This is a genomic window from Arthrobacter alkaliphilus, from assembly GCF_021483235.1.
Classification (GTDB): Bacteria; Actinomycetota; Actinomycetes; order Actinomycetales; family Micrococcaceae; genus Arthrobacter; species Arthrobacter alkaliphilus.
The window spans coordinates 63,044-81,734 of record NZ_JAKEEC010000009.1 but is presented as its reverse complement, the minus strand read 5'-3'; the positions used below and the strand labels follow the sequence as shown (position 1 = coordinate 81,734).

The window sequence follows — 18,691 nt, the reverse complement described above, 5'->3', positions numbered from 1 at the left end:
TCAGTGTCCCTGAACGTCCGAGTCGACTCCCGCGTCGGCACCGGCGTCCAAAGTGGCTATCGCGGACAGATCGTCGTGATCCAACGTGAAGTCGAAAACGTCCAGGTTCTCCTTCATGCGCTGCGGGTTTGCGGACTTCGGGATGGCGACGAGCCCCTCCTGGATGTGCCAGCGCAGTACCACCTGTCCAGGAGTCTTTCCGTGTTTCTTCCCGATCGCGGACAAGACCGGCGCGTTCAGGAGATCACTGCCGGCACCCAACGGACTGTACGACTCTGTGGCAATGCCGTGGCTGCTGTTGAATGCACGCTCATCGATCCGCGTGATGGACGGCGAGACCTGGATCTGGTTGACGGCCGGCACCACCGATGTTTCCTTGAGGAGCCGCTCAAGGTGCGTGGGCTTGAAGTTGGACACGCCGATCGAACGCGCTTTCCCCTCAGTCTGGAGGCGCTCGAAAGTCTCCCAAGTGGCCACGAATTCATTCCGTTGGGGGAGCGGCCAGTGGATCAACAAAAGGTCCACGTAGTCCAGTCCGAGCCGCTTGAGGCATCCCTCAAGCCCCTCGACGGCGCGATCGCGGCCTTGGTAGGTTCCGTCCAGCTTGGTGGTGATGAAGAGTTCCTCGCGCGGGATGCCACAGTCCCGCACGCCTTGCCCGACGCCGGCCTCGTTACCGTAGCGGTACGCCGTGTCGACGTGCCGGTAGCCAAGTTCGACGGCGGACACCACCGCCGCGGCGACCTGGGCGTCGTCGAGCGGCCACGTGCCGAGGCCGATTTGCGGAATGGCGTTGCCGTCGTTGAGCCTAACGGTAGGAGCGGGTGCCATGGTCCTGTCCTTTCAGTTCGCTAGATCGGCCTCCGTGCCCATTGGACCAGTTGATCGCTGAGTTTCATGAAGTCCTGGTTCACGTGCTTAATGCCTGGATGTTCATCATGCCACCGGACGATCTCCCGGGCCCCTGCGGCGAACGGGATTTCTGCCCGGTACCAAGGCACCAGTGTTTTGACCTTGGTGTTGTCGAAGACCACGGAGTGGGACCTGTCCCCGAGAAGGCCAGGGCCAAGTTCGGGGGAGTGCGCGGCGATGGTCTCAGAAGCGATGTGCACCAGTTCGGGTGCCGGTACCCCTGCCGCCGTTGCGAAGAGGCGGTAGACCTGGTCCCAGGGGAGTGCTTCGTCCGAGGTGATGGTGTAGCTCTCACCCACAGCCTGCGGACGCCCGAGGAGGCCAACGAAAGCAACCGCAAAATCATCCGTGTGCGTGAGGGTCCATAGCGACGTACCGTCGCCGTGGACGATCACAGGCAGGCCTTCCCGCATGCGGTGGATGTCAGTCCAGCCGCCCAGCAAGGCGATCCGCGTACGGTCGTAAGTGTGCGACGGCCGGACGATGGTCACCGGGAATCCCTCGTTGCGGTACGCCTGCATGAGGGAGTCCTCGCACGCGATCTTGTCCTGCGAGTACTTCCAAAACGGGTTTCTCAGCGGGGTCGACTCGAGGATCGGCAAGTGCGCGGGCGGCTTTTGATAGGCCGAAGCCGAACTGATGAAGACGTACTGGCCGGTCCGGCCGCGGAACAGCTCCACCGCCGTGGCTACGTGGTCCGGCGTGAAGGAGATGAAGTCCGCGACGACGTCGAACTCGCGGCCTTTCAGTACCTCCGCCACCTCGGCCGGGTTGCGGATATCCGCCTGGAGCAACTCCGTGCCGGGAGGGGCCGGCCTTTCCGAGCTGAGTCCGCGGTTGAGCATCGTGAGCCGGTGACCCAGCGCGATTGCGCGCTCCGCCGCCGCCGCGCTGATGGTCCCGGTCCCGCCGATGAACAGCAGGCGCAAAGGCGCCGACGTCACCACGCGTAGTCTTCCGGCGCGGTCCGGTGGCCGGGGAAGATGTCGTCGAGCCGCTTGAGGGCGTCGGCGTCGAGGGTCACATCCAAAGCCCTGATGGCGGCGTCCAACTGCTCCTGGGTGCGCGGTCCCACGATCGGCGCGGTCACCGCCGGCTGGTGCAGCAACCAAGCCAGTGCCACGTCGCCGGGCTCCTGGCCAAGGTCGTCGGCAAGGTCCTCGTACTGGCGGATCTGGTCTTCATGCTTCTTCAAAGTCTCGGCCGCGCGGCCTTCAAGGCGACGGACGCCTTCGCGCTCTTTCTTCAGCACCCCGCCCAAAAGCCCGCCGTGGAGCGGCGACCATGGGATGATCCCGAGGCCGTACTGTTGGGCGGCCGGGATGACTTCCAGTTCGACATTCCGGGTAATCAGGTTGTAGATGGACTGCTCGCTTACTAGTCCGTTGTAGTTGCGCCGCGCCGCCGCTTCCTGGGCCTGGGCGATGTGCCAGCCGGCGAAGTTGCTGCTTCCGGAGTAGAGGATCTTGCCTTGCTGGACCGCGACCTCGATGGCCTGCCAAATCTCGTCCCACGGCGTGTTCCGGTCCACGTGGTGGAACTGGTAGATGTCGATGTAGTCGGTCTGCAGGCGCTTCAGGCTCGCGTCCAAGGCACGACGGATGTTGAGTGCGGAGAGCTTGGACTCGTTAGGTCGCTCAGTCATGGTGCCGTAGAGCTTGGTGGCCAGGACCACGCGTTCGCGGCGCTCGCCGCCCCTGGCAAACCAGCGGCCCAGGATTTCCTCCGTCCAGCCCCGATGGTCCTTGCCGCCGTAGACGTTGGCGGTGTCGAAGAAGTTGATGCCGGATTCCAGGGCGGAATCCATGATGGAGTGGGCGGCGGATTCTTCCGTCTGCGGGCCGAAGTTCATGGTGCCGAGGCACAAGCGCGAGACGCTGAGGCCTGAGCGGCCGAGGTGGGTGTATTGCATGGGGTGTGTTCCTTACGCTGTCTGTTCTACATCTGGCTGAAGGACGCGACGGCGGGATCGGCGCCGATGCGGCCACCGGCGTCGAGCGCTGTGATAGCCGCCAGTTCGTCCGGGGTGAGCTGCAGCGACGCCGCCGCCAGGTTCTCCCGGATCCGCTCGGGGCGGACCGACTTGGGGATGACGATGTTGCCGGTTCCGAGGTGCCAGGCCAGCACAATCTGCGCCGGGGTGGCGCCGTGCTTTTCGGCAAGTCCGGTGACCGTTTCCGACTCAAGGTCCGCTCCCTGTCCGAGGGGGCTGTAGGCCTCGACGGCGATTCCGTGCGAGCGGCTCTTCGCCGCCAGCTCCCGCTGTTGGAAGGTCGGGTGCAGTTCGATCTGGTTGACGGCCGGCACGACGTCGGCCGACGCCAGGAGGGTGTCGAGGTGGTCCGGCAGGAAGTTGGAGACGCCGATAGCCCGGGCGCCGCCGTCGGCGTGGATCTTTTCAAGCACCTTCCACGCGTCCACGAAGAGGCCTTGGGATGGCACGGGCCAGTGGATCAGGTAGAGGTCGATCACGTCGAGGCCGAGTTCGCGGCGGCTGTTGTCGAAGGCCGCCGCGGCCGAGCCCTGTTCGCCGTTGCGGAGCTTGGTGGTGATGAACAGTTCCTCCCGGACGATGCCGGAGGCCTTGAGTGCCGCCCCGACGCCGGATTCGTTCCGGTATGCCGCAGCGGTGTCGATGTGCCGGTAACCGGCCTCGAGGGCGTCCTCCACGGCCTTCTGGGTCTCGGCAGGCGGGACCTGGAAGACGCCGAAGCCGAGCTGCGGGATGGTTACCGAGTTGTTCAGGACGAGCCCGGGAACGGTTGAATTCTGAGCGTTGGACATGTCGGTCCCTTTGGTCGCTGGTGGTTTGCTTGTTTGACTGGCTTTTTCGAGCCTATGCACTTTCGGGACAACAATCAGCAGTTTTGACGCCCCCTGTTTTTCCTAGGACTCGTAGTCCTACCTTTGCCGTAGAAAGGGGGCCTTGCGGGAGGGAAGAATAGGGACATGGGTCAAAGTGCCGAGTTTGGAAAATTCCTTAAAGCAATGCGTGCCCGGATGTCCCCGGAGGATGCCGGGTTGCCGGAAGCGTCCGGGGCGCGCCGTGTTCCGGGGTTGCGCAGGGAAGAGATTGCCCGCTTGGCCGATGTCAGCACGGACTACTACACCCGCCTCGAACAGGGCCGCCACATCCATCCGTCGCGCGCAGTGCTTGAATCGGTTTCGCGTGCTCTTCGCCTCGACCCAAGCGAGCACGCGCACATGATGGACCTCCTGGAGCACTGTGCCGAAAGTGCCAAAGCGCCCACTCCGGCGCCGCGCGTCCGCCCGGCGCTGCGCCAGCTTCTTGACGCCGTGGGCGACGTTCCGGCGCTCCTGCTTGGCCGGCGCAGCGACGTCCTCGGCGCCAATCGCATGGCGATCCTGCTGTTTGCCGATTTCCCGGCGATGCCTCCTGCTGAGCGGAACCTCACCCGCTGGCTCATCCTCGATCCCCAGGCACGCGAACTGTTCCGGGACTGGAAGACGGTGGCCGCCGAAGCCGCAGGTTCCCTGCGGGCCGATACCGGCCGGCACCCCGACGATCCCCAAGCCAACCAGCTCGTGGGCGAACTCGCCGTGAACAGCGAACACTTCCGCCAATGGTGGGCCGGGCACCGAGTGGCGGCGCGTTCGGCAGGAACAGTCCGCCTGCACCACCCCACGGTGGGGGACATCGAATTGAACTTCGAGAACCTGGCACTGCCGCAGGACCCGGACCAAGTCCTGCGGGTCTACTCCGCGAAGGCGGGCTCGCCGTCGGACGATGCTTTGAAGTTGCTGGGCAGCTTTGGCGCCGGAACGGCGTTTGGCGCAGGAGATAGCCCGCACGTGTCCGAACGTCACGCAATGGACGAAAGCTGAGACCGTTTCCGGAAAAAGTGGTCCACGTCACTGTGCTCTTGCATAATGCTTTGGTGTGATTCTGTCTAAGTGCCCATTGGGCGGCTTTTGAATCGCGTTTACGCTGAATCCAGACCTTTTCGGATATCAAGGATGGAATTCAACGATGAAGCGCATCGCCCTGCTGAGGGAACGGGCAACAACCGCCGGGTCCGTGGGGTCCACTGGCTCGCATTGCCCCGCGTCCGGTCAGTGGAGCCCTGAAGGTGAACCGCACGTGGTGCACACGTTCTTCGAAGGCCACGTCTTCCCGGCCCACAACGGTGCGGCAACGGTCTGGCACCGCCAGTATTTGGACAACGAGTCTTGATGCGTCCCAAAACCTTGGGCGGAGCGTGGGCCCCAAGCCACTTTACGACGTCGGACCAACAGCCGGCTGGGGCGGTGCTCCGCCTGCCGCCGTCGAAATGGTCCGAGCTCAGCCCGGGCGAAACTGTCTGGATCCACGAGGACAAACGGGGTTTCGATGCCGGCATTGTGGACGACGTTTCTTCCGACCACGAACTTCTGTGGATCGATTTCGCCGGGCGTGGCCGGCGACTCCTCTGTGGCGGTGACCCCGTCCAAGTCTGGACCCGCGGGTGAGTCCAGCCTCGCAACTGATGGCCGCCAGCCTTTCCACAGAAAGGGTGGCGGCCATCGCGCGTGTTGAGGGTTGTTTGCGCTGGCTTCCTAACGCTCGAGGCGGAAGCCGAGCTTGATGGTTACCTGCCAGTCGGCAACGGCGCCCTCGCTGAGGTGGCCGCGGATTTCCTTGACTTCGAACCAGTCGAGGTTCCGAAGAGTCTGGCTAGCAGCCGCGATCCCGTTCCTGATGGCGGCGTCGACGCCCTCGGACGAGGTTCCGACAATTTCGGAGACGCTATATGTGTGGTCAGCCATTCTTGCTCCTCATGATCGTCCTTGATGCCTGAACTGCGGGCCTGGCAGGCCGTGAAAGCAGACTAGCCGACGCACGGCCGGGGGACTAGGGGTGCTCCCTCCCGACCCCCGGTCACCTTTGCGCCTTTTTCGACAGACCCCCGGTCACCTATGACGCCAAACGGCGGAACGCCCGGTCAGATGATCTGACCGGGCGTTGGGGGAAAGGGCCCGAGATCTGACCGGGCGTCGGGGGAAAGGGCCCTAGATCTGACCGGGCGTCGGGGGGGAGGGCTCTGGATGTGACCGGGCGTCGGGGGGAGGGCTCTGGAGGTGACCGGGGATCCTGGAAGCCCGGAGGCTAGGCGTCCAGGACGTAGGTCCTGAGATCGTCCAGGGTCTGCTGCATGTGCGCGTCCATGGCCGCACGGGCGCGGTTGGGGTCGCGGGCCTCTAAGGCTTCCAGGATGTCCCGGTGGTGCCCGATCGCGTGCTTCTGGATGTCGGGGATTTTCGAGGTCTGGGTGCGCCGGGTTTCGAGGACGCGGTGCAGGGGTTCGAAGAGCACGGCAACAAAAACGTTGCCGGAAGCGTGCAGGATGACATCGTGGAACGCGAGGTCGGCTGCGACGAACGCGCCGAGGTCATTCGACTCGTGGGCGTCTTCCATGGCGGACACGTGGGCCTGCAGCTGGTCGATTTCTTCGGGGGAGACCCGTGATGCGGCGAGTTCGCACGCGCCGGTCTCGAGCATGCGGCGCAGCTCGATGAGCTGGACGGCTGCCGCTGTGTCGTTCTCTCCTTCCGAAGCTGCACGCAGCACTGCTTCGAGCGAGGCCCATCGGTTCAGCGGGTTGACGAACGTTCCACGCCCACGTTCCACGCTAAGGATGCGCTGGGCCTCGAGCGTCTTCATGGCCTCGCGGACCGTCATGCGGCTGACTTCGTGCTTGGCGCTCAGTTCGAGCTCGCCGGGGACCACCGTACCCGGCGGAAATTCGCCCGCGACGATGCGGTCCAGCAGCTCGTCAGCGACGACGCCGACCAGCGACTTGCGTGCCATGGTGCTCCGTTCCTAGATGTCTGACATCTTACGCTGGCGCTTGGCTGCTCTCGCGCCAAAACTCGCCGAGCGCCACGGAACCCACATTTGCTCAAGCGAAGGCGCATGTGCCAAACTACCTACAAATATTTAGATGTCTGACATCTTACATTTATCCCGAACCACGATGGAGTGCACAGTGACCCTTGAAGCCGATGTTCTGGCCGCCTTCCCGGCTGAAGTCCAGATCCCCGCTCAACTGGTTGCCGATGCCGTTGCCGCATCTTCCGCAAGCTTGCCCCGCGTCTTCGTGGTCCTCGACGACGACCCCACGGGAACCCAGTCCGTCGCCGACCTGCCGGTCCTGACGCGCTGGGAGGTCGCAGACTTCACCTGGGCATTCGCGCACATCGAGGAAAGCCAGTCCCAGCCCGCCGTCTACGTGCTGACCAACACCCGCAGCCTGGACCCGGCTGAGGCTGCCGCCCGCAACGAGGAAGTTGTGCGCAACGCCCTCGCGGCCGCAGACGGGAAGCTGCGCTTGGGATTCGTGAGCCGTTCCGACTCCACCCTCCGCGGACACTACCCGCTCGAACCGGATGTCATCGCCGCCACCGTGGCCGCCGAAAGCGGCGAGGCGACGGACGGCGTCGTGATTGTTCCCGCGTTCCCCGACGCCGGGCGGGTCACCATCGGCGGCGTGCATTACATGCGCGGCAGCGGGGACGACGCCGGCGAGCTCACCCCGGTTTCCGAGACCGAGTTCGCCAAGGACGCAAGCTTCGGCTTCGCCAACTCCGAACTGGCCAGGTATGTGGAGGAGAAGTCCCAGGGCCGATTCACTGCCGGCGAGGTGATTGTCCTGGACTTGAACATCATCCGCGCCGGTTCCGCCGCCGGCGGCCTCGGGGACCCGGCATTGTCCGCGAAGGCGATCGCCGACGCCATCGAACCCGCCACGGACTCCACGCCGATCGTCGCCGACATCGTGACCGAGAACGACTTACGCGCCCTGGCCCTCGGACTGGAAGAAGCCGAACGCCGCGGCAAGAAGCTGCTCTACCGGGTGGGTCCGCCATTCGTCCGCGGCCGGATCGGCCAGGAAATCCGCGCTGCGCTGACTTCCGAGGAAGCGTATGAAGGCAACACTCCCTCCACAGCCGGCGGCCTGATCGTCGTGGGCTCCCACGTCGGGCTCACCACCCGCCAGCTCAACGTCCTCCGCGCCGAGCACGGCTCGGCGCGCATCATCGAGATCGACGTCGAAAAGCTATTCGGGGACAACGCCGCCGATTACATAGACACAGTGGTTGCCGCCGTCGTTGGCGCCCTCCACATTGGTGACGTCATCGTCCACACGAGCCGCCTGCTCATCAAGACCGACGACGCCGCCGCGAGCCTGAAGATTGCCCGCACCGTCTCGGCCGCCGTCGTCGCCGTCGTGAACCGCACCCTGAAGACCTTCCCGCCGCGGTTCGTCATCGCCAAGGGCGGCATCACGTCCTCGGACGTCGCCGCGCACGGCCTGGAAATCCGCCACGCGATTGTCCGCGGACCCATGCTGCCGGGGATCGTCTCGCTTTGGGAACCGGTGGACGGACCCGCCAAGGGCATCCCCTACATCGTCTTCGCCGGGAACGTAGGCGACGACCAATCCCTCGCGCAGGTCACGCGCAAGCTCAGCAACGCCTTCTGACATACACGGAGAACACCATGACCAGCAATTACACCGTAGCCGTCCTTGGCCTGGGCGCGATGGGCCTGCCGATGGCCACCCGCCTGGGAACGCGACTGACCGTCCACGGCTTCGACATCGCCGAACCACGCCTGAAGCTCGCCGCCGAGGCCGGCATCCGCACTTTCGCGTCCGCGCGTGAAGCTTCGGAAGGCGCCGACGCCCTGCTCCTTGCCGTGCGCAACGGCGAACAGCTGGACGAGGTCCTCTTCGGCGAGAACGGGGTGGCCCCGGTGCTCAAGCCGGGCGCGGTGGTGATTCTTGGCAGCACTGTGGGCACCGAAGCCATCCCGGCAACCGTTGAGCGGCTGGCCGCCTACGGCGTCGAGCTCGTTGACGCCCCGCTTTCCGGCGGCCCGAAGCGAGCCGGCGAAGGCGACCTCTTGATCGTCGTTGGCGCAACGCCGGGCGCCCAGGAAAAGGCCCGCCCCGTCTTGGAGCTTCTGGCATCGACCCTGAGCATCGTGGGCGACAAGCCAGGCGACGGCCAGGCCCTCAAGACCGTCAACCAGTTGCTGTGCGGCGTGCACATCGCCGCGGCCGCCGAGGCGATGGCCCTCGCCGATGCCCTCGGGCTTGACCAGGCAAAGACCCTCGCCGCCCTGGAAGCAGGCGCCGCCGGCTCGTTCATGCTGTCCAACCGCGGGCCCCGCATCCTCGAGGCCTACACCGCGGACGGTGCCGAGGTCCTCAGCCGGCTCGACATCTTCGTGAAGGACATGGGCATCGTCGGAAAAGCCACCCGCGCCGCCGGCCTGGCCGCCCCCGTTGCCGCAGCCGCCGAACAGCTCTACCTCCTCGGCCAGGCCCAGGGCCTCGCCGCCGCCGACGATTCCGCCGTCATCAAGGTCGTAGCGCCCGCCAAGCGCACAGCCTGACAACCACAACCCAACGTGCGACGACGACGGACCCGCTCCGCCGTCGTCGCCCCTAAGGCTAGGATCAGCACATGACCCTGGCCTCCCTCCTTTTTGCCCTCGTCGCCGGCTTGCTGCATGTCTACATCTTCAACATGGAGTCCATCACCTGGACCCGTCCCGCCACGTGGAAGCGTTTCAGCGTTGCAACCCAGTCCGACGCTGAAACCACCAAGCCCCTCGCCTACAACCAAGGCTTCTACAACCTCTTCCTCGCGATCGGCGCGCTCGTCGGGATTGTCTTTGTGATGCTCGGGCACCCGCAGGTTGGCTGGACCTTGGTCTTCAGCTCGTGCGGCTCCATGCTGCTGGCCGCCGTCGTCCTTGCCGCAAGCGGCAAAAAGTACCTCCGCGCGGCGGTTCTTCAAGGCACGACGCCGTTACTCGCCGTCGTGCTCGGCATCCTCGCCGTAACGCTGGGCTAAAGCGGACGCTCTCTCACGAGGGCTTGCCCGTCAAAACCCTGAACCCCAGCTCTGGATTGAATCCATGGATTTCCCGTGTGTCCAACGCGGACATGAAGGCAAGGATCTCGGCAGTGATCACTTGCCCGGGAACCAAGACCGGGAAGCCGGGCGGGTAAGGGGTGACGAAAGAGGCAGACACCATCTCCTCGCCGGCAGCCACCCTGCGGGCGAGTTCGGCGGCGCTGAAGTATTCACAGGCGCCGGGCTTGTAGCTCTCAAAATAGGCGTCACGCATGTTGCCGTCCGGCGTCTGTGCATCCACCCGGAAGCGATCGGCGAACCGGCTGAAATCGGGCAGCGGAGGCGGCGTGCTGGTAAGTGCCTCGACGCGCGCCTGGTGGGCTCGCAGCCCCAAGCCACTCAGGCCCGATTGTTCGTCTTCGAAAGTCTCGGCCAGCTTGACCAGGACCTCCACGAGGTAGGCAACGGCACTTCGGGAGGTGCCGATGTTGGTCATGAAGAGAACGCTGTTCCTTGACGTCTTATTGACCTGGATCCCGTACTTGTCCATCAGGAAGTCGTGCTTGAATGTATCGCCATCCACGCCCGTGAGGCCGATATGCAAGGTCAAACGGCTCGGATCAACAACGAATTCGTCCCGTTCCCATGCTTCCGCCATGGCTCCCAGCCCGTCGCGGAGCGGCATTTGCCGGTTGGTTTCGCGGTACTGCGAGGGTATGAGGTCCCGCGTGCCGAGGATCCGGAAGTACTTCTTCAGCAGCGGGTGCCTCGCCACTGCGTTCGCGATGCTGACTGCGAGGTCGGCCTGGCGTTGCACGAGTTCGTACCCTTCGAACTCCACCTGCCGCCGGCCCATGTCCAAGGAAGCAAGGATCTGGTAGTTGGGCGAGGTGGAGGTGTGGGTCATGTACGCTTCGTGGAAGCTCTCCGCGTTCAACTGACCGAAGTCCTGGTCATGGATGTGGATCATGGATCCCTGCCGGAGCGACGTGAGGGTTTTGTGGGTCGACTGCGTCGAGTACACCCTCACACGGGCCTTCGTCGGATCGGGCAGCAGCCGGGTCTTCAAGAGCAGCTCATCGCTGACATGCCCGACGCCGGAACCCGGGAACCCCTGCATTTGCTCGGCATGGCGCCTCGCATAGGCCGGATCGGCGAACTTCGCCTCGAGTGCCCGGGCGGAAGCCATGGCTGTCCGGCGGCGGTAGATGTGGTGGAAGCCCGCGAACGCGAACCAGGCCTCGTCCCACAGGAAGACCAAATCCGGTTTGATGGCGAGGCACTCTTCCATGACCCGTTCAACGTCGTACACGATTCCGTCGAACGTGCAGTTGGTGAGGGCGAGCATTTTGACCTCGTGCAGCCTGCCTGCCCGGCGGTAATCCAGGAGCATCCGTTTGATACTTTCCAACGGAACCGCGCCGTAGAAGGAGAAATCGTTCAAGGGGTAGGCGTCCAAATACGACACCTGCGCGGCGGCGAGCATGAGGGCGTAGTGGTGCGATTTATGGCAGTTCCGGTCCACCAGGACCACGTCGCCGGGAGCCAGGATCGATTGGTGCACGATCTTGTTGGCCGTCGACGTTCCATTGGTGACGAAGAGCGACTTCTGGGCGCCGAACGCCCGTGCTGCCAGTTTCTGGGCCTTCTTGAGGGAACCATGCGGATCCAGGAGTGAATCCAGCCCGCCGGATGTGGCGGAGGTTTCGGCAAGCAGCAGGTTGAGGCCGTAGAACTCGCCCATATCGTTGATCCACTTCGAATGGATGACCGATCCGCCCCTGGACACCGGAAGGGCATGGAAAACGCCGGCGGGTTTGCGGCTGTATTGCTGGACCGCGTGGAAGAACGGCGCCTCATATCGCTCGGCGATGCCGGCCAGCAAGGACAAATGGAGCTCCAGTCCATCCTGCCGGCGGAAAATGCGGCGGAATTGGCGGGTCAAGGAACCGGCTAGTTCTTCGATCCCCACGCCCGCCACCAGGTAGAGATCAAGCTCCGGGCGGAGTTGGCCCAGCTTCTCCGCCAAGCCCAGGATGCGGTCCAAGGGTCGCTGGGGGAGCGGCTTCCCCAGGAACCTGTCCAGGAAATTGCGCACGTCCCGGCCCAGGCGCTGCCTGCTGTTGGGGACAAATCCTGGCCGCAGCACGCACGCCTGGATGTCCGGGTTGAGCAGGACGGCTACGATGGCGTCCTCGAAGCTCGGCACGAACACGAGTTCGTAATGGTAGGCGTCGGCCGGGCGGCGCTGGCTGTGCAGTTCTGTTTGAAGGGCTTCACGGTCGGCGCTGGAGACGTCGTCGATCACGAGGACCTCGAACCGCTTGCGCGATTCGACCGGTTCTTCCTGCCGTTCCGTTTCGCGTTCGGGGTCCGCTGCAGGTTCCTGGACATGCTGATGGTGGCCGGCAACCCGTCGCGCGACCGGTTCGATCAGGCTTAGCGCCTCGAGAAATGCCCCAGCTTCCAAAAGTCGCCGCAATTCCATGACAAACTGCTGCCCCGGAGACGACCAATACATCTCGAGGGATTCCAGTAGTGGCAACAACCTTCGGACATCCCGTGGCAGTTCCCGCGGCGTCCTGCCTGCGAGGGGTGGAGCGGCAGAGAGCTGTTTGACTGCGTAGCCAAGGAACTCCCAAGCGTCGGCACGCACCCGCCAGGCGCTGCTGGGGACCTCGCCGCCAGCCTCGCTATCGTCGTCGGCGTTCGGCCTAGCCGCCGAACCGGACCCCTTGCCACCGGCAAGTGCGGCTGGAGCGGGAGGAAATGGGGCTGACTGCACTGTCGCGAAATCGGCGCGTGCCACGATGACTCCTTTGTCATGGATTGATAGCACTATCAACTAAACGCGGGCAGTCGCGGGAGCGCACGGACATTGTTCGGGTTGCCGTCTGGGTTTCCAGACACGCGCGATCCTGGGGGTTACGCCTCCCTCCACAGCGGCAAGGGGACAACGCTGAGGTTGCGCCCGGACCCGTCGAGCACATGGCCGAGTCGTTTGTAGATCCGCACCACAGCCTGCCGGGAAATCACGACACTCCCCGGGGCCCGCTCCGCGAGTTCCCGCTCGTGGCCCTGGACTTCGAGGTAGTCGCGCACCCACAACGTGACCAGCAGGTTCTGGGCACCAAGGACTTGCGCGCTGAGCCTGCAATTCGGCAAGGCGGCGAAATAGCGTCCGACGGCGTCCACGTGGTGGGCGGGCACGTTCAGGATCAGGCTCACTTCCCTCAGTCCTTGCTGGGCCGAGGCGGATGTATCGCACCTCAGCGTCATGTAGCCGGACCCCAGGAACCGCTCCACCCGCCGTCGTGCGGTTTGGGGAGAGACGCCACAGGCGGCGCCCAATTCCGCCCAGCTGGCGCGCCCGTCACGGGCCAGTTCCGCCAGCAGCGACGCGTCGAGATGGTCGGGGGCGTAGGCTTCCGGGGCGGGCAGCGGCTCCGCGGACATGAGCCTGGCACGCGCCGGCTCCAAGGTCCCGCTCCGCCAATCGGACGCCTGCCGGTAGAGCTTCGTGACGAAGACGACCTCCCGGTGGGTGACGCCCGGAAGTCCGGCAAATGAGCCCGTAACGATCTCCATCAACTCTTCGTGGCTTGAAGCGAAACAGTCCACGAAGAGGTCGTGTGAACCTGACACGAGCGACACCGTGCCGAAGGCCGGCTCTGAGCAAAGCTTCCGGACGAGGGCTTCGTGTTCGCTCGGAAGCGAAGACAGGCTGATGAACGCCGACCAGCCCGCGCTGAGGTAGCGCGGCCCCGGGGCCGGCGTGATCCACGCCAGCCCCTGCTCTGCGAGGGCGGCCCACCGGCGCGCCACAGTAGGGCCGGACAAGCCGAGGGCATGCCCCACCCTGCTTCAGTCGGCGCGCGGGCTGATCTGCAGCGCATTGATGATTTCAAGGTCAATCTCGGAGATCATGGCTGATTCTTTCAGTTTTCATGGCTCTCAGGGGATTTTGAACAAATTCCGAGCCGCCGTAATCGGCGGACCTAGCGTTGTGACTCGCATCACCGGTCTCGCATCAAGACCCCCGACACTCAAGGAAGCTCATGGAAAGCAAAACTGCACCACCGGCCACAGCGGCCATCGCCCGCCGGACGATCACCGGAATGATCGTGGCGATGGCACTGATCGAATCACTCAGTGGAGTCACCCAGGGATACCTGAACCCCATCCTCCCCGCATTGGGGCCGACCTTCGCGATCGACGACCCCACCATCAACGGAATTTTCCTGATCTCCAACGTGAGCTTCGCCGTTCTTACGCCGATCATCTCGCGGCTCGGCGACAGTTACGGCTACAGGCTCGTCCTCCGCTGGTCGACGGCGGTGGTGGCCGCCGGCGTCATCATGATGGCCTTGTGGCCGTCGCTGTGGACGGTGACGGTCGGCGTCGTAATGCTCACGTGCGTGGTCGGTTTCATTCCGCTCATGATGGGGATCCTGCGGGTGAGCAGCCCGGCGCAGACCCGTACGGGGGTCAGCGTGATGATCGGCATGCTCATGATCATGGTCGGAGCGGGCGGACTGTTCGCCGGGATCATCGGCGTCGACGATCCAACCCTTGGTTTCTGGGTCGCCGTGCCGTTTGCGCTCGTCGCGCTAGTATGTTCCTTTGTGCTGCCCGACGCCGGGACCCCCACCCGCGAGGGCCTCGCCCTGGTGCCGCTCCTGGCATGTTCGCTCGGGCTGATCGGCTTTGTGGTGGCGCTTTCGATGGGCCCGGACTGGGGTTGGCTGGATGCCAAGACCCTCGGAGCCGGAATCCTTGGCCTCGCCCTCCTGGCCTGCTGGGTAGTGCTGGACGCCCGAGGCACCAGCGCGAAGCGGTTCATGGACCTGCGCCTGCTTGCCATTCCGCGCATCCGCACAGTCTCGTTGGCCACGTTCTTCTTCGGCTTCGCGTCCATCAGCTACTTCGGCACGAACGACATTTTCCTCCACGCAAACCCGGAGGACGCCGGCTACGGATTCGCGTTGAGCCCGCTCATGATCGCCATCGTCCTGGCAGTGGCTTCGGTCCTCTCACTGCTGTCCTCGCTGCTTACGTCACGGGCGCTCAGCCTGTTCGGCGAGCGTGCCACCTTGGTGTTCGCGGGCCTCCTGCTGGCCGGCGGGTTCCTGGTCATGGCCTCTGCGCACGGTTCCTTGGCCGAATACTGCGCCGGATTCGCCATGTTCAACCTGAGCCTTGGGATGTACCAGGCGGGTACCCGCGCCTTGTCCGTGGAGGGTGTACCGCTGGAGGAAACCTCGACGGCGGCCGGCCTCAACGAACTGGCGCTGTCGGTCGGCATCGCGGTGGGCGCCGCCGTCGTGAAGCTCATCTCCTCGTCGTCCGTCCAGTCAGGGCACATCAGCGAAGGCGGGCTGCTGTCGATCTGGATGGCGCTCGCCGTCGCCGCGCTGATCGCGGCTGCAGCGGCCGCCCGATACCCGAAGCGCCAGGCCGCGGGGGCCGCCGTATGAAAGTTGCCTCCATGAAAGCCGCAACACCGCAGACCGCCACCCACGGCACCGTGTCTGCAACCGCCGTCGAGCGCTCCATCTCTGCCGCGCTGGAGCGCTGGGAGCCGGAGATCCTCGGCCTGAGCCACGCCATCCACGCCGACCCTGAGCTCAGCGGACAGGAATTCCGGGCCGCCAAGCGGGTTAGCCGGCTGCTCCGGAGCGCGGGGTTCAGCTTTGATAGCACTCAACCGCAACTCCCGGCTTCCTTCGCCGGGAAGTTCGGGACTGGCGATCTGGTGGTCGCCCTATGCGTCGAGTACGACGCGTTGCCCACCATCGGACATGCCTGCGGACACAATGTGAACGCTGCCAGCGCTGTGGGGGCGGCACTCGCGCTCGCCGCCGTCGCAGACCAACTCGGGCTCACTGTCAAAGTCCTCGGCACTCCGGCGGAGGAGACGAGCGGCGGGAAGGTGGATCTGATTGGCGAAGGCTTCTTCGAGGACGTCTCCTTGGCCATGATGGCCCATGCCGCCGGCGAGGATGTCATCGGCGGATCATCGCTGGCCATGGGAATGTGGGACGTTCTCTTTGAAGGTCGTCCCGCACATGCGGCGGCCGCTCCGTCGGAGGGGGTCAACGCGCTCGACGCACTCCTGGTTGCACAGACCGCGATTGCCTTGGCACGGCAGCAGCTTCCGTCAGGGTCCATTGTTTCGCTGATCGTGACGGAAGGCGGGAGCGCCGTCAACGTCATTCCCGAGCGGGCCCGCGCAAGCGTGGAAATGCGCTCGCCGAGCCTCAGGAACCTCCGCATCATCGAGGAACGCGTGCGGCGTTGCCTTGAGGCAGGCGCACTAGCCAGCGGGAGCACGCTCAAGGTCACCCCGACAGGCAATGCGTACGCCGAGCTCAAACAGGACCGCTACCTTTCCGAAGCCTATCGGGAAGCCATGTCCGCCCGGGGGAGGACTGTTGTGTTCAACGAAGAACCAGTAGCCTCCACGGACATGGGCAACGTCTCGCAACTAGTCCCAAGCATCCATCCGCTCCTCGGTTACGAGGTCGGTGGCGCCGCCCACCACACGGCCGAGTTTGCGGCTCATGGCTCCTCTGTTTCAGCCGACCGGGCGGTTCTGGACGGTGCCTTCGGCTTGGCCATGGCCGCGAGTGCTGCAGCGCTGGATGACCGCCAACGGGAACGGTTGCTGAACGTCCGCCGCTAACCGCCGAGACCGTGGGTGCGGCCCGGTGGCTGTGTTCCGGAACGCAGCTCCCGGGCCGCACCCACGAATTCGCGCCGGCCTCCGCTCTGGTTCCCGCTGGGGAGCGGGGGCACAATGATCTCAGCAGGTCGCGAAGGAGTGCAGTGGAATTCTCGAGGCAAGATAAGACGTCGGCGGACATGGCTGCAGTTGGCCGTCCTCGCGATCCCGTGATCGATCTCGCCCGGTTCTTCTGCCTCGTCCTGGTGGTGGTCTCGCACACCATGATGGTCAGTCCGGTCCTGCACCCCGACGGCACGGTCACCACCGAAAACACGCTCATGCAACAGCACTGGTTCGAGCCGGTCCTGTGGGTGTTCCAGGTCATGCCCCTTTTCTTCGTCCTTGGCGGGATTACGGGACTGGAATCGTGGCGGCGCTTGCGTGCGCGCGGAGGTTCGGGCGTCGACTACGCGCAACTGCGCCTGCTGCGCCTCATCCGTCCGGCAACTGCGCTGCTGGCCTCGATGTTCGTGGGACTGTGGGCCGCGAGCCTCTTTGGCGTCCATCCGGAAGTGGTCCAGCTCGTGGCGACCGGGGCGGGCATGCCCTTGTGGTTCCTGGCTGCCTACCTCGCAACCCAACTGAGCGTCCCTCTCCTGGCCCGGCTGCACGGACGTGCCCCATGGTTGACCCTCGCCGGGCTCGTTGCCGCCGTGATCACCCTGGATTCCCTCCGGGGGGCATTCCCGCTGCTCGCCTCCGTCAACATGCTCTTCGTCTGGTGCGCGGTCCAGCAATTCGGCTTCTTCATCGCCGACGGCATCTTCGCTGGACGCAGCAGGGGCTGGTTCGTCGGGTTGATTGCGGGAAGCAATCTGCTTCTGGGGCTCGTGACCGGGATCGGGGTCTACTCCGGAAACATGATCGTGGACCTGAATCCGCCCAACTTCTGCATGCTGCTTCTGGGCTTATCCCAGGCGGCAACCCTTCAATTGCTCCGCCCCGCTCTTGCCTGGGCGGCGGGCGTGCGCTGGATCGCCTGGGTGGTTGCCGTCGCGGGCCGCCGGTCCATGACGGTCTACTTGTGGCATTTGCCGATGCTTGCAGCCATGTCCGGGCTGGTTCTGCTCACGGACTTTCCCAAGCCGGCGGCCGGCACAGCCGAATGGTGGTGGGCCCGCCCGCTGGTCCTGTTGGGTGTCCTCCTGCTCTTGCTTCCAGTCCTGCTGCTGTTCGGCCGTCTTGAAGAGCGCCCGACGGCGGCCAGCCACGCGCGCGGGAGGACGCACGTCGCCGTGGTGACTGCCGGCGTCGTGGTTTTCATTCCGGTGGTGGACGCCGCCTTGAACGGACTCACGGTGACCCTTCTCGGTGGAGGAGCGGCGTGCTTCGCGCTCGCGGTCTTGCTGTTGGGACGGGTACCTGCTGACGTCTTGCCCCCGGTTCCCGGCGCCTCCGAAGTGCCATTGCCAGAGCCCGGTTTACGTGCGAATCTCGACTCATGACGGAGTTCACGGATTCAACCGCAGAGTCGTTCAGCCCGCACGTCACAACGGTCAGGAACGACAAATTCCACCGTTACGAGCTTCTTGTCGACGGTGAAGTAGCCGTGATCTCGCAGTTCATGGACAAACCCGGCCACATCGATTTCCTCCACACAGAGACGCGCCCGCAGTTCAAAGGCCGCGGCTTGGCCAAGGTCCTGGCGCACTTTGCCTTGGATGACGTGGTCGCCTCCGGCAAACGGATCATCCCGCATTGCCCGTTCATCGCCGCCTATCTTCGCAGGCATGAGGGCTACGAGCTCGACGTCGATTGGCCGCCGGAAGCGCCGATGGGGGACCCCGACAACGAATAGGGAACCTCGTTGAGAGCCACAAATGCATCGTGTTCGTCGCGGATTATGCGGCCGCGGGACATGCCCGTTACCTCCATGGCGCTAATCAGCTCGCCGCCGTACAGGTGATCCGCGGCACTGACCACATAAGAAAAGCTCAGCATCGCCGATTCTCCGGCGGCCAACGTTCCGATGTGGAGGTCCGCTTCCGGGGGCTTGGCGCTGTACTCGAGCCTTTCCAATGCTTCATTAGTGAAGGACCGCGGGACGAGGCGCACATTGTGGAGCCGGCCCCCGGAATCATTGACGATCCATGCCGTGAAGATGATGGTCTCCCCCCTTGTAGCCACCGGCTTGTCCGCCACATAAATGAGGACGACTTGTGGTGGCACGCTTCGCCAACGGAG

The 18,691-nt window shown here is 64.6% G+C and carries 19 protein-coding genes; 10 read left to right on the top strand and 9 right to left on the bottom strand.

Going from position 1 to position 18,691, the window contains the following annotated elements:
• The 4 genes from L0B83_RS08725 to L0B83_RS08710 are packed head-to-tail and all read right to left on the bottom strand — an operon-like array spanning window position 1 to window position 3,696.
• A complete protein-coding gene (locus L0B83_RS08725; protein ID WP_234758017.1) occupies window positions 1-831 on the bottom strand; it encodes an aldo/keto reductase in 831 nt (276 codons plus the stop codon).
• 20 nt (window positions 832-851) lie between these two features.
• Complete coding sequence (locus L0B83_RS08720; RefSeq protein ID WP_234758016.1) at window positions 852-1,856, bottom strand: SDR family oxidoreductase; 1,005 nt, start codon at window positions 1,854-1,856, stop codon at window positions 852-854.
• Window positions 1,853-2,824 carry an aldo/keto reductase gene (locus L0B83_RS08715; RefSeq protein WP_234758015.1) on the bottom strand — a complete coding sequence of 324 codons (972 nt, stop codon included), beginning with the start codon at window positions 2,822-2,824 and terminating at the stop codon, window positions 1,853-1,855. Before L0B83_RS08715 ends, L0B83_RS08720 begins: the two co-directional genes overlap by 4 nt.
• A 26-nt stretch (window positions 2,825-2,850) precedes the next feature.
• Window positions 2,851-3,696, bottom strand: a complete 846-nt coding sequence (locus L0B83_RS08710) for an aldo/keto reductase (protein WP_234758014.1) — start codon at window positions 3,694-3,696, stop codon at window positions 2,851-2,853.
• A gap of 165 nt (window positions 3,697-3,861) precedes the next feature.
• Here L0B83_RS08710 and L0B83_RS08705 point away from each other — a divergent pair, with 165 nt between their 5' ends.
• The 3 genes from L0B83_RS08705 to L0B83_RS08695 all read left to right on the top strand — a co-directional run bounded on the left by L0B83_RS08705 (window position 3,862) and on the right by L0B83_RS08695 (window position 5,382).
• Window positions 3,862-4,758, top strand: coding sequence for a helix-turn-helix transcriptional regulator (locus tag L0B83_RS08705; RefSeq protein WP_234758013.1), 897 nt, complete (start codon window positions 3,862-3,864; stop codon window positions 4,756-4,758).
• Window positions 4,759-4,903: 145 nt separating this feature from the next.
• Complete coding sequence (locus tag L0B83_RS08700) at window positions 4,904-5,107, top strand: hypothetical protein (protein WP_234758012.1); 204 nt, start codon at window positions 4,904-4,906, stop codon at window positions 5,105-5,107.
• Window positions 5,107-5,382 carry a hypothetical protein gene (locus L0B83_RS08695; protein WP_234758011.1) on the top strand — a complete coding sequence of 92 codons (276 nt, stop codon included), beginning with the start codon at window positions 5,107-5,109 and terminating at the stop codon, window positions 5,380-5,382. Before L0B83_RS08700 ends, L0B83_RS08695 begins: the two co-directional genes overlap by 1 nt.
• A gap of 87 nt (window positions 5,383-5,469) precedes the next feature.
• On the opposite strand, the gene L0B83_RS08690 is transcribed toward L0B83_RS08695, so the two are convergent.
• A complete protein-coding gene (locus tag L0B83_RS08690) occupies window positions 5,470-5,679 on the bottom strand; it encodes a dodecin (RefSeq protein ID WP_059388369.1) in 210 nt (69 codons plus the stop codon).
• Between the two features lie 340 nt (window positions 5,680-6,019).
• The gene (locus tag L0B83_RS08685; RefSeq protein WP_234758010.1) at window positions 6,020-6,721 is read right to left on the bottom strand and encodes a FadR/GntR family transcriptional regulator; all 702 of its coding nucleotides are present in this window, start codon (window positions 6,719-6,721) and stop codon (window positions 6,020-6,022) included.
• Window positions 6,722-6,899: 178 nt separating this feature from the next.
• Here L0B83_RS08685 and L0B83_RS08680 point away from each other — a divergent pair, with 178 nt between their 5' ends.
• The 3 genes from L0B83_RS08680 to L0B83_RS08670 all read left to right on the top strand — a co-directional run bounded on the left by L0B83_RS08680 (window position 6,900) and on the right by L0B83_RS08670 (window position 9,777).
• Window positions 6,900-8,396 carry a four-carbon acid sugar kinase family protein gene (locus L0B83_RS08680; protein WP_234758009.1) on the top strand — a complete coding sequence of 499 codons (1,497 nt, stop codon included), beginning with the start codon at window positions 6,900-6,902 and terminating at the stop codon, window positions 8,394-8,396.
• A gap of 17 nt (window positions 8,397-8,413) precedes the next feature.
• Entirely contained in the window at window positions 8,414-9,313 is a 900-nt protein-coding gene (locus L0B83_RS08675) for an NAD(P)-dependent oxidoreductase (protein WP_234758008.1), read from the top strand.
• Between the two features lie 71 nt (window positions 9,314-9,384).
• Window positions 9,385-9,777: a DUF1304 domain-containing protein gene (locus tag L0B83_RS08670; protein ID WP_234758007.1), complete on the top strand. Its 393-nt coding sequence runs from the start codon at window positions 9,385-9,387 to the stop codon at window positions 9,775-9,777.
• A gap of 13 nt (window positions 9,778-9,790) precedes the next feature.
• On the opposite strand, the gene L0B83_RS08665 is transcribed toward L0B83_RS08670, so the two are convergent.
• Both L0B83_RS08665 and L0B83_RS08660 read right to left on the bottom strand, forming a co-directional pair.
• Window positions 9,791-12,589, bottom strand: a complete 2,799-nt coding sequence (locus L0B83_RS08665; RefSeq protein WP_308193970.1) for an aminotransferase class I/II-fold pyridoxal phosphate-dependent enzyme — start codon at window positions 12,587-12,589, stop codon at window positions 9,791-9,793.
• Between the two features lie 116 nt (window positions 12,590-12,705).
• Window positions 12,706-13,620: an AsnC family transcriptional regulator gene (locus L0B83_RS08660; protein ID WP_234758006.1), complete on the bottom strand. Its 915-nt coding sequence runs from the start codon at window positions 13,618-13,620 to the stop codon at window positions 12,706-12,708.
• A gap of 218 nt (window positions 13,621-13,838) precedes the next feature.
• Here L0B83_RS08660 and L0B83_RS08655 point away from each other — a divergent pair, with 218 nt between their 5' ends.
• The 4 genes from L0B83_RS08655 (at window position 13,839) to L0B83_RS08640 (ending at window position 18,305) form a co-directional block, all read left to right on the top strand.
• Complete coding sequence (locus L0B83_RS08655) at window positions 13,839-15,257, top strand: MFS transporter (protein WP_234758005.1); 1,419 nt, start codon at window positions 13,839-13,841, stop codon at window positions 15,255-15,257.
• An 11-nt stretch (window positions 15,258-15,268) separates the two neighbouring features.
• On the top strand, window positions 15,269-16,465 hold the full coding sequence (locus tag L0B83_RS08650) for an amidohydrolase (RefSeq protein ID WP_234758004.1): 1,197 nt from the start codon (window positions 15,269-15,271) through the stop codon (window positions 16,463-16,465).
• A 179-nt stretch (window positions 16,466-16,644) separates the two neighbouring features.
• On the top strand, window positions 16,645-17,952 hold the full coding sequence (locus L0B83_RS08645) for an acyltransferase family protein (RefSeq protein ID WP_234758057.1): 1,308 nt from the start codon (window positions 16,645-16,647) through the stop codon (window positions 17,950-17,952).
• On the top strand, window positions 17,949-18,305 hold the full coding sequence (locus tag L0B83_RS08640; RefSeq protein ID WP_234758003.1) for a GNAT family N-acetyltransferase: 357 nt from the start codon (window positions 17,949-17,951) through the stop codon (window positions 18,303-18,305). Before L0B83_RS08645 ends, L0B83_RS08640 begins: the two co-directional genes overlap by 4 nt.
• Here L0B83_RS08640 and L0B83_RS08635 read toward each other — a convergent pair.
• Window positions 18,245-18,676, bottom strand: coding sequence for a hypothetical protein (locus tag L0B83_RS08635; protein WP_234758002.1), 432 nt, complete (start codon window positions 18,674-18,676; stop codon window positions 18,245-18,247). The two genes, L0B83_RS08640 and L0B83_RS08635, sit on opposite strands and share 61 nt — an antisense overlap.
• Between the last annotated feature and the right edge of the window lie 15 nt (window positions 18,677-18,691).

What these genes read in the sequence shown, in the direction of transcription:
- L0B83_RS08670 (WP_234758007.1), top strand. Translation starts at nt 9,385, where the DNA reads ATGACCCTGGCCTCCCTCCTTTTTGCCCTCGTCGCCGGCTTGCTGCAT.
- L0B83_RS08675 (WP_234758008.1), top strand. Translation starts at nt 8,414, where the DNA reads ATGACCAGCAATTACACCGTAGCCGTCCTTGGCCTGGGCGCGATGGGC.
- L0B83_RS08650 (WP_234758004.1), top strand. Translation starts at nt 15,269, where the DNA reads ATGAAAGCCGCAACACCGCAGACCGCCACCCACGGCACCGTGTCTGCA.
- L0B83_RS08645 (WP_234758057.1), top strand. Translation starts at nt 16,645, where the DNA reads ATGGCTGCAGTTGGCCGTCCTCGCGATCCCGTGATCGATCTCGCCCGG.
- L0B83_RS08700 (WP_234758012.1), top strand. Translation starts at nt 4,904, where the DNA reads ATGAAGCGCATCGCCCTGCTGAGGGAACGGGCAACAACCGCCGGGTCC.
- L0B83_RS08710 (WP_234758014.1), bottom strand. Translation starts at nt 3,696, where the DNA reads ATGTCCAACGCTCAGAATTCAACCGTTCCCGGGCTCGTCCTGAACAAC.
- L0B83_RS08685 (WP_234758010.1), bottom strand. Translation starts at nt 6,721, where the DNA reads ATGGCACGCAAGTCGCTGGTCGGCGTCGTCGCTGACGAGCTGCTGGAC.
- L0B83_RS08695 (WP_234758011.1), top strand. Translation starts at nt 5,107, where the DNA reads ATGCGTCCCAAAACCTTGGGCGGAGCGTGGGCCCCAAGCCACTTTACG.
- L0B83_RS08715 (WP_234758015.1), bottom strand. Translation starts at nt 2,824, where the DNA reads ATGCAATACACCCACCTCGGCCGCTCAGGCCTCAGCGTCTCGCGCTTG.
- L0B83_RS08640 (WP_234758003.1), top strand. Translation starts at nt 17,949, where the DNA reads ATGACGGAGTTCACGGATTCAACCGCAGAGTCGTTCAGCCCGCACGTC.
- L0B83_RS08725 (WP_234758017.1), bottom strand. Translation starts at nt 831, where the DNA reads ATGGCACCCGCTCCTACCGTTAGGCTCAACGACGGCAACGCCATTCCG.
- L0B83_RS08690 (WP_059388369.1), bottom strand. Translation starts at nt 5,679, where the DNA reads ATGGCTGACCACACATATAGCGTCTCCGAAATTGTCGGAACCTCGTCC.
- L0B83_RS08655 (WP_234758005.1), top strand. Translation starts at nt 13,839, where the DNA reads ATGGAAAGCAAAACTGCACCACCGGCCACAGCGGCCATCGCCCGCCGG.
- L0B83_RS08705 (WP_234758013.1), top strand. Translation starts at nt 3,862, where the DNA reads ATGGGTCAAAGTGCCGAGTTTGGAAAATTCCTTAAAGCAATGCGTGCC.